Raw genomic sequence first — 14,615 nt, forward strand, 5'->3', positions numbered from 1 at the left:
CGGCCAAATGCTCTACAGGGGGCCGGACCGATTTTCAGGCCCGATACGCCCGCGAGGACCCGATGCAGCGCGCCACCACCATCGTCCGCAAAGCCGCCGTGCGCCCCGACGCCGTCGCCGACGAGGTCGCCCTCGACCACGCCGCCCGCTCTCGCCGCAGCGCCGAGCTGACCACGAAGGGCGGCCTCGGCCTCCGGCTCGACCTCGACCGGGCGACGGTGCTGGAGGACGGCGACGCGGTGCGCCTGGAGGACGGCCGCCTGGTGCGCATCCTCGCGGCCCCCCAGGCCCTGCTCGCGGTCACGGCCGAGAACCCGCTCCGGCTCACCCGCCTCGCCTGGCAGCTCGGCAGCAACCACGTCCAGGCCGAGGTGACCGCCGACGCGCTCTACGTCCTCGACGACCCGGTGGTGGCGGAGCTGATCCGCGGCCAGGGCTGTACCGCGACCGCGCTCCAGCGCCCGTTCCGCCCCGAGAAGGAGGCGGCGGCCCACGACCACAGCACCTGCGGGCACGACCACCATCACGGGCACGACCACGGGCACGAGCCCCACGCCCATAGCCACGACCATCACGCCCACGGCCATCATGACCATGCCCATGACCACGGGCATCACGATCATGCCGATCACGGCCACGACCATGGGCACGACCACCAGCACCACGATCACGGGCATGTCCACGGCCCGAACTGCAAGCACGGCCACTGAACGCGGACCGCGCGCCCCGCGCGGATCGGCCTTCCGGTCGCTCTCCGACGGGACGGGGCCAGTTGCCCTTCGTCCCGTCTCGACGGCCTGCGACCTGAAGTATTTGTGCAGTGCGAAATCAAGTCCGCCGCGAAGCCTTAAGCCGTACTTAAGCCCGGTGTCATAACTTCCGGTCCCGGTGACAGGAAGACCCGGGTTCACGGTCCGATGACGATCAAGGCGCGCCTCCTCTGCGGCTTCTCGGTGATGCTGGCGCTGACCGCCGGCGTCGCCGCCTCGGGCTGGGTCAGCCTCTCGGGCTTCGCCCAGCGCGTGGACACCGCGAACGCGGCGCAGGTGCTCGCGGGGCGCGTCGGCGACCTCGCGCTCGCCGCCGAACGCTCGCTGCACGACGCGACCGGCCGGGGGGAGGGAGCGGTGACGGACGGCCTCGCGCGGGTCCACGCCGGCATCGTTGCCGTCCCGGGCGCGGAGGCGATGGCCCGCGGCACCGACGCCTTCGCGCGCACCCGCACGGCCTACGCCGCCGAGCAGGAGCGCAAGGCGCGGGTCCAGGCCGAGCACCTGCGCCTGATCGAGGACCTGCAGGGCGCGGCCGGCCGGATCGGCGCGGCGCAGAAGGCCCGCCTGGCGGCGGCGAGCCAGGCGCTCCAGGAGAGCGTCGAGGCGCTCAAGGAAGCCGCCACCGCCGGCTCGCTCACCGGCTCGGCGGTCCGCGGCGCCCTGGAGATGCGCAACGGCGAGCAGGCGCCCGGCGGCGACCGGGCGGCGGTCGCCGAGCGCTACCGCCTCCTGTCGGCGATCCTCAAGCGCCTCGCCGGGCAGGACGCGATGCGGGTTCCGGCCAAGGCGGCCGTCGACGCCCTCGACGACTACTTCGACGCGGTCGATTTAGGCCCGGAAGAGGCCGGGCGGGCGGAGACGATCGCAAAATCCTTCACCGCCATCATGGCGGCCCTGCGCGAGGTCGAGCAGGTCCAGAGCGATGCCGGCGCCGCCGTTCAGGCCCGCCTGCGGGCGGAGCAGGACCGGGTCGAGCAGGCGGCCGCCCTGCTGAGCGCCAGCGCCGAGGCGCTCGACGCCGCGAAGTCGCTCCAGATCGCCGAGATCGCCCTGTTCTCGGCCCGGGACGAGGGCGCGGCGGTCGTCGCCAGCGCCGACGCCCTGACCAAGGCGGTCGAGACGATCCTCCGCGTCGAGACCGACCCATCTGCGCGCCGGTCGATCGAGGACCTGATCGCCAAGGTGCGGGACATCAAGGGCCAGGTGCCGGGGATCGTCCAGGCGAACGGCGCGCAGGCCGCGATCCTGGGCGAGCGCGACGGGCACCTCACCAGCCTCGTCGCCGCCGCCCGCCAGGCCGGCGACGGCGAGCTCGCCCGGATCGGGGCCGAGCGGCGCGCCGCCGAGATCCTGCTCCTCGTCGGCGTCGCGCTCGCCGCCTCCCTCGGCATCGCGGCGGCTTTGTGGCTCGCCCGCGGCATCGTGCGGCCGATCGGGCAGCTCGGCGCCGCGATGCGGGCGCTCGCCGCCGGCGACCTCTCCGCCGCGGTCCCGGCCCGGGAGCGGCGCGACGAGATCGGCGCCATGGCGCGGGCGGTCGGCGTGTTCCGGGACGCCCTCGTCGCCAAGGCGCGGAGCGACGCGGACGCCGCCGAGGCCGCCCGGACGGAGGCCGAGCGGGCGGCCCGCCTCGGCACGCTGACCGCGGGCTTCGAGGACACGATGGCCTCCTCGACCCGGGGCCTGTCGCAGGCCGCGGACACGATGCAGGACACGGCGACCTCGATGTCGGCGGCGGCGGCGCGCACCAACGCCCGCTCGGCCGAGGTCGCGGACGCCGCCGAGCGCACCTCGGCCAATGTCGAGACGGTCGCCGCCGCGACGGAGGAGATGGCGATCTCGATCCGCGAGATCGCCCGGCAGGTCGCGCACTCGGCGGGCATCGCGACGAACGCCGTCGGGCGCGCCCGGGAGACCGACGCGGTCATCGCGGCGCTCGCCGCCGGCGCCGAGCGCATAGGCGAGGTCGTGGTTCTGATCCAGGGCATCGCCGGGCAGACCAACCTGCTGGCGCTCAACGCCACGATCGAGGCGGCGCGGGCCGGCGAGGCGGGGCGCGGCTTCGCGGTGGTGGCGGCGGAAGTCAAGCAGCTCGCCGGCCAGACCGCGAAGGCCACCGAGGAGATCGGCGACCAGATCGCCCGCATCCAGGGCGCGACCCGCGAGGCCGTGGCGGCCCTGAGCGCGATCGGCGGGGTGATCGGTGAGATGTCCGAGATCGCGACCGGCATCACCGCCGCCATGGAGCAGCAGGGCGCGGCGACCCAGGAGATCGCCCGCAACGTCGGCGAGGCCGCGCAGGGGACGCAGGTGGTCTCGACCGGCATCCGCGACGTGCGCCGCGATGCCGAGGGCGCCGGCGCGGCCGCCGCCCGCGTGCTCGCCGCCGCCGAGGCGCTCGCCGGCACCGCGACGGGCCTGCGCGGGGAGGTCGATGCGTTCCTGGGGGGCGTGAAGGCGGCGTGAGGCGCTGCTGTCCTGCGGACAACAAAGCGGCCAAAAACAGATTCTACAGGCTTGTACTCTCCCGCACGAAGGGCAGGCTGGGCGATTGCCACAGCGAATAAAGCCCGCCAATTCAGCGCGTGGTGATTCTCCGTGGCCCCGATGATCGACTGGACCGAACGCCGCTGCCGGGCATTCCGCCGCACCCTCTCGACCTGCGCCCTGCTGTACACCGAGATCGTGATGATCGGCTCGGTGCTGCACGGGCCGCGGGAGCGACTGATCGGCTTCGACGCGGCGGAGCACCCGGTGGTGATTCAGCTCGGCGGGTCGGATCCGGGCGGCCTCGCGGCGGGTGCACCGCCGAGGAGTTCGGCCACCGCGAGGTGAACCTCGATGTCGGCGGCCCCTTCGGCCGGGTGGAGGACGGGCGCTTCGGCGCCTGCCTGATACGCGAGCCGGCCCTCGTCGGCGAGATCCAACATCATTCTGGCCGGCTTCTACCTTGACGGGTGCCCTCGTTTTTCTTAATTCGAGCAGACAAATTTTGAAGCAATAGGCAAGAGAACCGGCGAATGGTCGATAGATTTACATATCCGTTCGCTGGCGTCCAGATCGACGGCAATTCTGTCGTCAGCGGACCTGCGGGAAACCTTGCCGGTATCACGATCTCAGAGACAGCCGACAGCAATTTCGATAACCTGGATATCCTGGGAGATATTCCAAACGACAGATTTACGCTGATAACAACGGGTCCGCGCGGAACCCTAAATCAATACCCTCTAGTGTATGTTGGTACAGGGGGTGGAGGTTTCATCGCAGGTATTGCTGGTCCCGTGAAGGGGGGGTCTGTTTTCGGCTCGCCTTCCGGGTCACCTTTCGGACCTGCTGAATATTATGAAAACTATAATCCGACATCATTTGTGAGGCTTGGGGGGAGCGTTAGTCAAGTCAATTTTACGTTAAATCGCGGAGAAGCCTTCGATCTCAACAGCCTTCCGGCGCTCTGCCTTGTCGAAGGGTCACTCGTCCGCACGATCCGAGGTGATATCGCGGTCGAAAAATTGCGCACCGGGGATGTGGCGATTACACTATCTGGACGCCGCCGCAGGATCGTCTGGACTGGCTGCAGGCACCTGAAGACTTCCGAAGGCAACCTACCCTTTAATGCTTGGCCGGTGCGTATCCTCAAGGGCGCCTTCGGCCCAGACCTCCCGCGAATCGACGTTCGACTGTCGCCCGGCCATCCGATTCTAATCAGCCATGACGAACGCGGCGAAGGTGGCGCGCTCGTACCCGCGATGTGCCTCATCAACGGAACCTCGATCGAGCGGCTGCCTGTCGAATGCATCACTTACTGGCACGTGGAGCTAGACGAGCATGACATTCTCGTCACCGAGGGCCTGCCGGTGGAGAGCTATATCGATCTGGGATCTCGCGCCTGGTTCGAGGCCGAGAGCGACAATCTCCTCGAAAATCCCGATTTCGTGCCGACCGGGCGCAACGGTCGCTGCCGTCCCGTCGTGACTGAAGGACCGTTGGTTGAAGCCGAGCGGGCGCGCCTGTCGGCTTGGTTTGCCGATACGCTCACCGCACAGTGTGCCTGGGACGAGGCCAAGCGCTGCTCCTGGCTCGCCGTCTAAGTGCACATCATAGACCTGCCATCGTGCTGACGTCGCCACGGCGAGCGACGACGGTGGTCGGGAGCTCTGTGGTAGAAACGAAGAGCCGTCTCGCCAGGCGGCGCGACCGAGCGGCGGCTCGTCGCCTGGAACGACGGCGGGCGATGCGGCATAACGCTCGCCATGATGGCTGACACGATCAATGGCGCCGGCGACGGCAGCGCCTGGCGGTTCTCCGTGGCCCCGATGATGGACTGGACGGATCGCCACTGCCGGGCGTTCCACCGCACCCTCTCGGCCCGGGCGCTCCTCTACACCGAGATGGTGACGACCGGGGCGGTGCTGCACGGGCCGCGGGAGCGGCTGATCGGCTTCGACGCGGCCGAGCACCCGGTGGCGATCCAGCTCGGCGGGTCGGATCCGGGCGACATCGCGGCGGCGGCGCGCATCGCCGAAGACTTCGGCTACCGCGAGGTGAACCTCAATGTCGGCTGCCCCTCCGACCGGGTGCAGGACGGGCGCTTCGGCGCCTGCCTGATGCGCGAGCCGGCCCTCGTCGGTGACTGCGTCGCCGCCATGAAGGCGGCGGTCTCGGTGCCGGTGACGGTGAAGTGCCGCATCGGCGTCGACGACCAGGACCCGGAGGCGGCGCTCGACGCGCTGACCGCCGCGGTGCGGGCGGCGGGCGTCGACGCCCTGATCGTGCATGCCCGCAAGGCCTGGCTCAAGGGCCTGTCGCCGAAGGAGAACCGGGATATCCCGCCCCTCGATTACGGCCGGGTCCACCGCCTCAAGCGCGCGAATCCCGATCTGCCGGTCGCCCTCAACGGCGGCTTGCAGGACCTGGCCGCCGCGAAGGCCGAGCTGGAGCCGCGGGACGGGGTCGGTCTCGACGGGGTGATGCTCGGCCGCGCCGCCTATGCGGAGCCGGCCCTGCTGCTCGGGGTCGATCCCGAGCTGTTCGGCGAACCCGCGCCGGTCGCCGATCCGTTCGCGGCGGTCGAGGCCTACGCGCCCTACATCGCGGCGCGGCTCCAGGAGGGCGTGCGCCTGCACGCCATGACCCGGCACATGCTCGGCCTGTTCAACGGCCGCCCGGGCGCGCGGCCCTATCGCCGCCACCTCTCGGTCGCCGGCACGCGGCCTGATGCCGGCCTGCACACCCTGCGGGACGCCGTGGCGTTCGTCTCCCGGGAGCCGGCGAGCGCCGCCGCCTGAGGACGGCACTCCGGCGACAGCGATCCCCGGCGACGTCTCAAAAGACTTCGCCGGGGATCGCTGTCGCGCCTCAGCTTGGCAGCCGGGCGCTCCGCGGGCATGTTCGCTGGCGAACAGGCGCGCCCGAGGGGTGGACGGACCGGATGATCGCACTCGACGACGGCGCCGCGGGCCCGCTCGGCGCCCATTTCGACGGGCGCGGGGTCAATTTCGCGCTGTTCTCCGCCCATGCCACGGCGGTGGACCTGTGCCTGTTCGACCCGACCGGCCGGGTCCAGACCGACGTGGTCCGCCTGCCGCGCCGCACCGACGACGTCTGGCACGGCTACCTCTCGGGCGTGCTGCCGGGGCAGCTCTACGGCTACCGGGTGCACGGCCCCTGGGAGCCGGCGCGCGGCCACCGCTTCAACCCGCACAAGCTCCTGATCGACCCCTACGCCCGCGAACTGCACGGCCGCGTGCGGTGGCACGACGCGCTCTACCCCTATCGCCGCGGCAGCCACCGCGAGGACGTGCTCGACCGGCGCGACAGCGCCCCGATGATGCCGAAGGGCGTCGTCACCGCCCCCGAGGCGCCGGTCCACGACGATCCGCCCCTGCGCCATCCCCTCGTCGACAGCGTGATCTACGAGGCCCATGTCCGGGCCCTGACCCAGACGCATCCGGACGTGCCGCTGCCCTGGCGCGGCTCCTACGCGGCGCTCGGCCACCCGGCGATCGTCGATCACCTCGTGCGCCTCGGCGTCACGGCGATCGAGTTGCTGCCGATCCAGGCCTTCGTCGACGACCGCTTCCTGGTCGAGAAGGACCTGACCAATTTCTGGGGCTACTCGCCGCTCAACTACTTCTCCCCCGAACCGCGCTATCTCGGGCCGGCGGGGACGGCGGGACTGAAAAGTGCGATCCGCCAGCTCCACGCCGCCGGCATCGAGGTGCTGATCGACGTCGTCTACAACCACACCTGCGAGGCCGACCATACCGGCCCGAGCCTGTCGTTCCGCGGCATCGACAATGCCAGCTACTACAAGCTGAACCCCGAGGATCCGCGCCGCGACATCGACTGCACCGGCTGCGGCAACACCCTCGACGTGGCGGTGCCGCGGGTGATGCAGATGGTGCTCGATTCCCTGCGCCACTGGGTCGAGACCTACCGGATCGACGGGTTCCGCTTCGACCTCGCCTCGAGCCTCGCCCGCGCCCCCCACGACTTCACCCCCCGCGCCGCGGTGCTCCAGGCGATGGCGCAGGACCCGCTCCTGTCGCGGGTCAAGCTCATCGCCGAGCCGTGGGACATCGGCATGGGCGGCTACCAGCTCGGCGGCTTCCCCGTCGGCTGGAGCGACTGGAACGACCAGTTCCGCGACGCGGCCCGCGGCTTCTGGCGCGGCGATGCCGGCCAGCTGCCGAAACTGACGCAAGGCTTGACCGGCTCGAAGGAAATTTTTTCCGCCTCCGGCCGCGGTCCGTCGGCCAGCATCAACTTCATCGCCTCGCATGACGGCTACACGCTGGCCGACGTCGTCGCCTACGAGGAGAAGCACAACGAGGCCAATGGCGAGGGCAACCGCGACGGCCACGGCCACAACGTCTCGCGCAACTACGGCGTCGAGGGGCCGACCGACGACCCGGCCATCTTGTCGGTGCGGGCGCGCCAGAAGCGCAACCTGCTCGCCACGATCCTGCTGGCCCAAGGCGTGCCGATGCTGCTGATGGGCGACGAGCGCTCGCGCACGCAAGGTGGCAACAACAACGCATATTGCCAGGACAATGCCACCTCCTGGGTCGACTGGGAGACCGATCACGGCGATCCGGGCCTGACCGCCTTCGTGCGCAACCTGCTGGGGCTGCGCCGCGACCACCGGGCCCTGCGGCGGCGAAAGTTCCTCACCGGCGAGACCGTGGCGTCGGGGGGCCTGAGGGACGTGCACTGGCTCTCGCCCTGCGGCGCCGAGATGGATGACGGCGCCTGGGGCGACGGCGAGCGCCGGGCCTTCGGCATGCAGATCGGCAACGACGCCCCGGATGGGCGCCGCCTCCTGATCCTCGCCAATGCGGGGGAGGGGCCACTGGACTTCCGGCTCGCCCCGGTGATCGGCGGGCCGTGGGTGCCGCTCTTCGACACCACGGTGCCGGATGGCCGGCCGGGCGGGCGGGAGAGCGTCAAGGCCGGGGGGGTGGTGCGGCTGCCGGAGCGGGCGTTGCTGGTGCTGGCGCGGAATGCGGGGCGTCGGGGGACCTGATCCCGATTGGCTCACCTGCGCCGGCTTCGTTGCCCAGCCACGACGGTCGCAGCACCCTCCATGTCATCCCGGGGCCGCGACAGCGGAACCCGGGATCCATAACCGCCGACGGTTCAGGAGAGAGCGGTGCGCGATCCGCTTCGTCCGCCAACGTCAGCGGTTATGGATCCCGGGTTCTCGCCTGCGGCGAGCCCCGGGATGACGCGGAGCGTGACAGATGCGAGGAGGGAGCGAGGTCTGGACGGCATGTCGGCGGTGGGACCTCGCCATTCATACTCTTACCCCGCCGCCAGCCGCTTGCGCTGCACCTTGCCGTTCGGGGTCCGCGGCAGCGCCTCCAGGAAGACGACCTCGCGCGGGCACTTGTAGGCGGCGAGCCGCTCGCCGCACCAAGCCAGCAGCGCGTCCCGCTGCGGTTCGGCGCCGGCCTTCGGCACCACGAAGGCGGCGATCACCCGCACGTCGTCGCGCACGGAGAGCTCGGTCACCGCGACCTCCTGCACGTCGGGATGCGCGATCAGCACGCTCTCGACCTCGTTCGGCGACACCCGGTAGCCGAAGGCGTTCATGATGTCGTCGTTGCGGCCCTCGAACCAGACGTAGCCGTCGGCATCCAACGAAGCGAGGTCGCCGCCGGTGAACCAGTCGCCCCGCATCACCGCCGCCTCCTCCTCGGGGCGGTTCCAGTAGCCGAGCATCAGGGCCGGGTCGGAGCGGTGGATCGCCAGCAGCCCGACCGCGCCCGCCGGCAGCGGCTCCGGCGCGCCCTCGACGGGGAGGATCGCGACGCGCCGCCCCGGCTGCGGCTTGCCCGGCGAGCCCGGCTTGATCGGCACGAGGGGGCTCGTCGAGATGTAGGTCGAGATCTCGCTCATCCCGAGCGCCTCGTAGAGCGGCGTGCCGGTGGCCGCCCGCCACTCGGCGAGGAGCTGGGGCGAGAGCGCCTCGCCCGCCGTGATGCCGTGGCGCAGGGACGACAGGTCGTGGGCGGAGAGGTCGGCGTATTTGAGGATCTGCCGGTAGAGGCTCGGCACCGCCGCGAACAGGGTGGCGCGGTGGCGGGCGATGAGCGCCGGCCACAGGGCGGGATCGCGCCGGCCGTTATAGAGCACCGTGGTGGCGCCCCGCGCCCAGGGATCCTGGATGCCGACCCCGAGCGTGTAGGTCCAGTTCATGGTGCCGGCATGCAGCACCACGTCGTCCTCGCGCAGGCCGAGCCAGAAATCGTGCATCGGCCGCCGGCCCCAGACGGCGCGGTGGGCGTGCAGCACGCCCTTCGGCCGGCTGGTGGTGCCGGAGGTGTAGACCAGCGTCGCCGGATCGTCGGCGGCGGTGTCGGCGTAATCCTCGAGCGGCGCTCCCTCGCGCAGGCGGGCGATGTCGTCGCGGCGCAGCACGATCCGGCCGCGGCAGGCTTCCGGATCGAGGGGGCAATCGTCGGCGGCCGCGATCACCGCGGCGCCGGAATCCTGCATCAGGAACGCCGCCTCGCCGGCGGTGAGCTGGGGCGAGGAGGGCTGCGCCACCAGCCCGGCGGCGAGAGCCGCGAAATAGGTGATCACGTAATCCGCGTCGTTGCCCATGCGGATCATCACCCGGGCGCCCGCCGGCAGGCCGAGACCGCGAAGGCCCGCCGCGACGCCGCGCACCGCCCGGTCGACTTGCGCGAAGGTCATGACGTCGGTGCGACCATGATCGCCGACCATGATCAGCGCCGGCTTGTCGCCCCGCTCCCGGGCATTGGCCTCCAGGCAGTAGCGGGCGCCGTTGAAGCGGGGCGGCGGCTGGCGGTCGTCGGGCAAGGGGCGGCTCCGGATCCTGGGGTCCGGGGCCTGTGCTAGCGCGGGGGCGGGGGAGGTGGCCAGGGGGCTTGAGGCCAGCCCTGCCACGCAAGGCAGGATGGTCTCGCGGTCGTCTTACGACGAGGGCGGCACCAGCCTCACCGCCCCGCTCCCCGCATCGTACGAGACCCCGCGATAGAAGCAGTCCCGCCGCCCGGTATGGCAGCAGCCGCCGTCGCCGCCGACGCGCACCCGCAGGAGCAGGGCGTCCTGGTCGCAATCGACCCGCATCTCGACGAGGGTCTGGATCTGCCCGCTGGTGGCGCCCTTGTGCCAGAGCTCGGACCTGGAGCGCGACCAGTACCAGACCTCGCCGGTGGCCAGCGTGCGGGCGAGCGACTCGGCGTTCATGTGGGCGAGCATCAGCACCGCGCCCGAATCGGCATCGACCGCGAGCGCGGTGATCAGTCCGTCCGGGCCGAAGCGCGGGGTGAAGGTCTCGCCCTCCTCCAGCGCGCGCTTGTCGCCGGGGGCGTCGAAGGTGGGGAGCGGGGTCATCGCCGGTCGCGGACCAGGGTGAGGAAGCGGACCTGCTCGGTCGGGTCCTGCTTGAACACGCCGGTGAACTGGGTGGTGATGGTCGAGACGCCGGATTTCTGCACGCCGCGCATCGCCATGCACAGGTGCTCGGCCTCCACCATCACGGCGACGCCGCGGGGATGCAGCACCGAATCGATCGTCTCGGCGATCTGGGCCGTCATCGTCTCCTGGGTCTGGAGCCGGCGGGCGAAGGCGTCGACCACGCGGGCGAGCTTCGACAGGCCGACGACGCCGCGCCGCGGGTAATAGGCGATGTGGGCTTTTCCCATGAACGGCACCATGTGGTGCTCGCAATGGGAGTGGAAGGCGATGTCGCGCACCAGGACGATGTCGTTGTAGCCCTCGACCTCCTCGAACACCCGGTCGAGGATGGCGTCCGCGTCCTGGCGGTAGCCGCCGAAGATCTGCTCGTAGGCCTTGACCACGCGCTGCGGCGTCTCGAGCAGGCCCTCGCGCTCCGGGTCGTCGCCGGCCCAGCGCAGCAGGGTGCGCACGGCGGCCTCGGCCTCCTGGCGGGTCGGGCGCTCGGTGACGCGCTCCGGCCGGGGGGCGTCGCTGCGCTTGTCGGCCGCCTCCGGGGCCCGGACCGACAAGGACTTCAGCACCGCATCCATCACGCCTCCAAGATCAGGGCCGTCAACATCAAGGCCGCCAAGTTCAGGGCCGCCCCTGGGAGCGAGCCATGCCGGGACTCGAGATGCGCCCCGATCCGGCCGCGCCTCGCGCTGCCGGGCAACCGTGCCTATATCGGGAATCCGCCCGGTGCACGCAATGCGCCGGGCGCGCAGCAGGTCACCGCGTTCTCAAGCTCATCCTTCCGTCAAGCCAAAGTCAGACCCGTCCGGTCAAGCCCGATTCGTCCGTCCCGCGGCCCCTCTCGTCCAAAGTACGAATGCCATGCTCGACGACATCTACAACGCCCGCATCCTCGCCCTCGCGGCGGACATCCCCCGCCTCGGCCGGTTGCCGGCGCCGGCGGCGAGCGCGTCCAAGCACTCGAAGCTGTGCGGCTCGACCGTGACGGTCGACCTCGTCACCGAGGGCGACACGGTCACCGACTTCGCCCACGACGTGAAGGCCTGCGCGCTCGGCCAGGCCGCCTCCTCGCTGATGGCCCGCCACGTGGTCGGCGCCAGCGCCGAGGAGCTGCGCGGTTTGCGCGAGACGGTGCGGCGGATGCTGAAGGAGAACGGCCCGGCGCCGGAGGGGAAATTCGCCGATTTCGCGGTGCTGGCGCCGGTGCGGGACTTCAAGGCGCGCCACGCCTCGACGCTGCTCACTTTCGACGCGGTGGTCGACGCCCTCGATCAGGTCGCTGCCAAGACAACCGTCAAGACAGAAGCGGTGCCGGCGTGAACCCGGCCCGCCGCGCGGCGCATCTCGCCATCCGCGGCTACCAGCTGAGCCTGTCCGGCCTCGTCGGGCGCCAGTGCCGGCACTGGCCGTCCTGCTCGGCCTATACCGACGAGGCGATCCAGCGCCACGGCCTCTGGGCCGGCGGCTGGATGGGACTCGCCCGGATCTGCCGCTGCGGCCCGTTCGGCACCCACGGCATCGACCTCGTCCCCGAGGCCCCCCCCGCCGGTGCCGCCTGGCACCGCCCCTGGGCCTATGGCCGCTGGCGCGGGGTCAACGCCCCGCCGCCGCTCTGCGAGAGCGTCGAGGGCTGAGCGCGAAGGCGCGGGACCGTGCCTGACATGTCCCGGCATCGCTGGTATAGGGCGCCGGTCCGGTGCGCGGCCATCAGCCCCGCGGCCTTGGGCCCGCCGGACGCCGTCCACCACCCGGCTTACCTGCACCGTGCGCAGGAGTGAGCCCCGAGGAGCTTTTAGAAGTCCCATGCCGATCCTGACATTTCCCGATGGCGCCACGCGGTCCTACGACGGCGCGGTGACCGGCCGTACTGTGGTCGAGGGCATCGCCAAGTCGCTGGCCAAGCGCACCGTGGCGATGGCGCTCGACGGGACCGTCCGCGATCTCGACGACACGATCGCCGAGGACGTCCGCATCGAGTTCCTCGACCGCACCGACCCGCGGGCCCTGGAGCTGATCCGGCACGATTGCGCCCACGTGCTCGCGGAAGCCGTGCAGTCGCTGTGGCCGGAGACGCAGGTCACGATCGGTCCGGTGATCGAGAACGGCTTCTACTACGACTTCCACCGCGAGACCCCGTTCTCGCCGGACGATTTCCCGGCGATCGAGGCGCGGATGCGCGAGATCATCGCCCGCGACGCCCCCTTCACCAAGGAGGTCTGGGCCCGCGACGACGTGCGTAAGCTGTTCGAGGAGAAGGGCGAGGCGTTCAAGGTCGAACTCGTCGACGCGATCCCGCCGGGCGAGGACCTGCGGATCTACCGTCAGGGCGCGTGGTTCGACCTCTGCCGCGGCCCGCACATGACCTCGACGGGCAAGGTCGGCAGCGCCTTCAAGCTGATGAAGGTGGCCGGCGCCTATTGGCGCGGCGATTCGACGAAGCCGATGCTGAGCCGGATCTACGGCACGGCCTGGGGAACCCAAGCCGATCTCGACGCCTACCTCAACCGCCTCGCCGAGGCCGAGCGCCGCGACCACCGCCGCTTAGGCCGCGAGATGGACCTCTTCCACTTCCAGGAGGAGGGGCCGGGCGTGGTGTTCTGGCACCCGAAGGGCTGGACGCTGTTCCAGTCCCTCATCGCCTACATGCGCCGGCGCCTGAAGGGCGACTACGCCGAGGTGAACGCGCCGCAGATCCTCGACAAGGCCCTGTGGGAGACTTCCGGCCACTGGGACTGGTACCGGGAGAACATGTTCGTCACGAAGACCGAGGACGAGCGCGTCTTCGCAATCAAGCCGATGAACTGTCCCGGGCACGTGCAGATCTTCAAGCACGGGCTGAAGTCCTACCGCGACCTGCCGCTGCGGCTCGCCGAGTTCGGCTCGGTCTCGCGCTACGAGCCGTCGGGGGCGCTGCACGGGCTGATGCGGGTGCGCGCCTTCACGCAGGACGACGCCCACGTCTTCTGCACCGAGGACCAGCTCGCCGCCGAGTGCCTGAAGATCAACGACCTGATCCTCTCGACCTACGCCGATTTCGGCTTCGACGAGATCGTGGTGAAGCTCTCGACGCGGCCGGAGAAGCGCGTCGGCTCGGACGCGCTGTGGGACCACGCCGAGGAGGTGATGACCCGGGTGCTCGCGCAGATCGAGGAGCAGTCCGGCGGTCGGATCAAGACGGCGATCAACCCGGGCGAGGGCGCCTTCTACGGGCCCAAATTCGAGTACGTGCTGCGCGACGCCATCGGCCGCGACTGGCAATGCGGCACCACGCAGGTCGACTTCAACCTGCCGGAGCGGTTCGGCGCCTTCTTCGTCGATGCCGACGGGCAGAAGAAGACCCCGGTGATGGTCCACCGGGCGATCTGCGGCTCGATGGAGCGCTTCACCGGCATCCTGATCGAGCATTTCGCCGGCCACTTCCCGCTCTGGCTGGCGCCGTTGCAGGTGGTCGTCGCGACGATCACCGGCGAGGCCGATCCGTATGCCCGCGAGGTTCTCAAGGCGGCGGACGCGGCTGGCCTGCGGGCCGAGGCCGACCTTCGCAACGAGAAGATCAACTACAAGGTCCGCGAGCATTCCCACGCCAAGGTGCCGGTGATGCTGGTCGTCGGCCGCAAGGAGGGCGAGGAGCGCACCGTCTCGATCCGCCGCCTCGGCAGCCCCCAGAGCCGTACCCTGCCGCTCGACCAGGCCCTGGCCGAACTGGTGGCCGAGGCGACTTTTCCGGATCTGCGCCGGGCGGAGGCGATGGCCGCCAGCATGCCGAGTGAGGGCGTGACGCTCGACGGGCAGCACGGGGAAACGCCGGTGCCGTAGCGTATGCGGGCGTCGAACGCCGTTCGACGCCCGCACCCGAGCCCTGCCCACGGAACTCGGGCAAGTCCTGTTGTTCCGTGTCGT

General features: G+C 70.7%; 11 protein-coding genes and 1 pseudogene. 9 read left to right on the forward strand and 3 right to left on the reverse strand.

All coding sequences use genetic code 11. The features are described from left to right. Nucleotides 1-62: 62 nt before the first annotated feature. The 6 genes and pseudogenes from BM430_RS28470 to glgX all read left to right on the forward strand — a co-directional run bounded on the left by BM430_RS28470 (nucleotide 63) and on the right by glgX (nucleotide 8,298). Entirely contained in the window at nucleotides 63-710 is a 648-nt protein-coding gene (locus BM430_RS28470) for an urease accessory protein UreE (RefSeq protein ID WP_093570604.1), read from the forward strand. Nucleotides 711-917: 207 nt separating this feature from the next. Next, nucleotides 918-3,239: a methyl-accepting chemotaxis protein gene (locus tag BM430_RS28475; RefSeq protein ID WP_093570605.1), complete on the forward strand. Its 2,322-nt coding sequence runs from the start codon at nucleotides 918-920 to the stop codon at nucleotides 3,237-3,239. A gap of 141 nt (nucleotides 3,240-3,380) precedes the next feature. Then, nucleotides 3,381-3,694 (forward strand): annotated as a pseudogene (locus BM430_RS28480) (tRNA-dihydrouridine synthase); the annotation flags it as partial. 99 nt (nucleotides 3,695-3,793) lie between these two features. Then, nucleotides 3,794-4,861, forward strand: coding sequence for a Hint domain-containing protein (locus BM430_RS28485; RefSeq protein WP_093570606.1), 1,068 nt, complete (start codon nucleotides 3,794-3,796; stop codon nucleotides 4,859-4,861). 165 nt (nucleotides 4,862-5,026) lie between these two features. Further along, nucleotides 5,027-6,058: a tRNA dihydrouridine(20/20a) synthase DusA gene (dusA, locus tag BM430_RS28490; RefSeq protein ID WP_093570627.1), complete on the forward strand. Its 1,032-nt coding sequence runs from the start codon at nucleotides 5,027-5,029 to the stop codon at nucleotides 6,056-6,058. A gap of 143 nt (nucleotides 6,059-6,201) precedes the next feature. Next, the gene (glgX, locus tag BM430_RS28495; protein ID WP_093570607.1) at nucleotides 6,202-8,298 is read left to right on the forward strand and encodes a glycogen debranching protein GlgX; all 2,097 of its coding nucleotides are present in this window, start codon (nucleotides 6,202-6,204) and stop codon (nucleotides 8,296-8,298) included. Between the two features lie 278 nt (nucleotides 8,299-8,576). On the opposite strand, the gene BM430_RS28500 is transcribed toward glgX, so the two are convergent. From BM430_RS28500 to folE, 3 genes are all read right to left on the reverse strand, one after another. Next, on the reverse strand, nucleotides 8,577-10,100 hold the full coding sequence (locus BM430_RS28500; protein WP_177303198.1) for an acetate--CoA ligase: 1,524 nt from the start codon (nucleotides 10,098-10,100) through the stop codon (nucleotides 8,577-8,579). Between the two features lie 114 nt (nucleotides 10,101-10,214). Further along, on the reverse strand, nucleotides 10,215-10,637 hold the full coding sequence (hisI, locus tag BM430_RS28505) for a phosphoribosyl-AMP cyclohydrolase (RefSeq protein ID WP_093570608.1): 423 nt from the start codon (nucleotides 10,635-10,637) through the stop codon (nucleotides 10,215-10,217). After that, entirely contained in the window at nucleotides 10,634-11,293 is a 660-nt protein-coding gene (gene folE, locus BM430_RS28510) for a GTP cyclohydrolase I FolE (protein WP_093570609.1), read from the reverse strand. Before folE ends, hisI begins: the two co-directional genes overlap by 4 nt. A 283-nt stretch (nucleotides 11,294-11,576) precedes the next feature. On the opposite strand from folE, the gene BM430_RS28515 reads away from it, so the two are divergent. From BM430_RS28515 to thrS, 3 genes are all read left to right on the forward strand, one after another. Next, nucleotides 11,577-12,035 carry an iron-sulfur cluster assembly scaffold protein gene (locus tag BM430_RS28515; protein ID WP_093570610.1) on the forward strand — a complete coding sequence of 153 codons (459 nt, stop codon included), beginning with the start codon at nucleotides 11,577-11,579 and terminating at the stop codon, nucleotides 12,033-12,035. Next, nucleotides 12,032-12,349: a membrane protein insertion efficiency factor YidD gene (gene yidD / locus BM430_RS28520; RefSeq protein ID WP_093570611.1), complete on the forward strand. Its 318-nt coding sequence runs from the start codon at nucleotides 12,032-12,034 to the stop codon at nucleotides 12,347-12,349. Before BM430_RS28515 ends, yidD begins: the two co-directional genes overlap by 4 nt. A gap of 169 nt (nucleotides 12,350-12,518) precedes the next feature. Continuing rightward, nucleotides 12,519-14,531, forward strand: coding sequence for a threonine--tRNA ligase (gene thrS, locus BM430_RS28525; RefSeq protein ID WP_093570612.1), 2,013 nt, complete (start codon nucleotides 12,519-12,521; stop codon nucleotides 14,529-14,531). Nucleotides 14,532-14,615: the final 84 nt, after the last annotated feature.

This window comes from Methylobacterium sp. 174MFSha1.1 (assembly GCF_900116815.1).
In the GTDB taxonomy this organism is placed as follows: domain Bacteria; phylum Pseudomonadota; class Alphaproteobacteria; order Rhizobiales; family Beijerinckiaceae; genus Methylobacterium.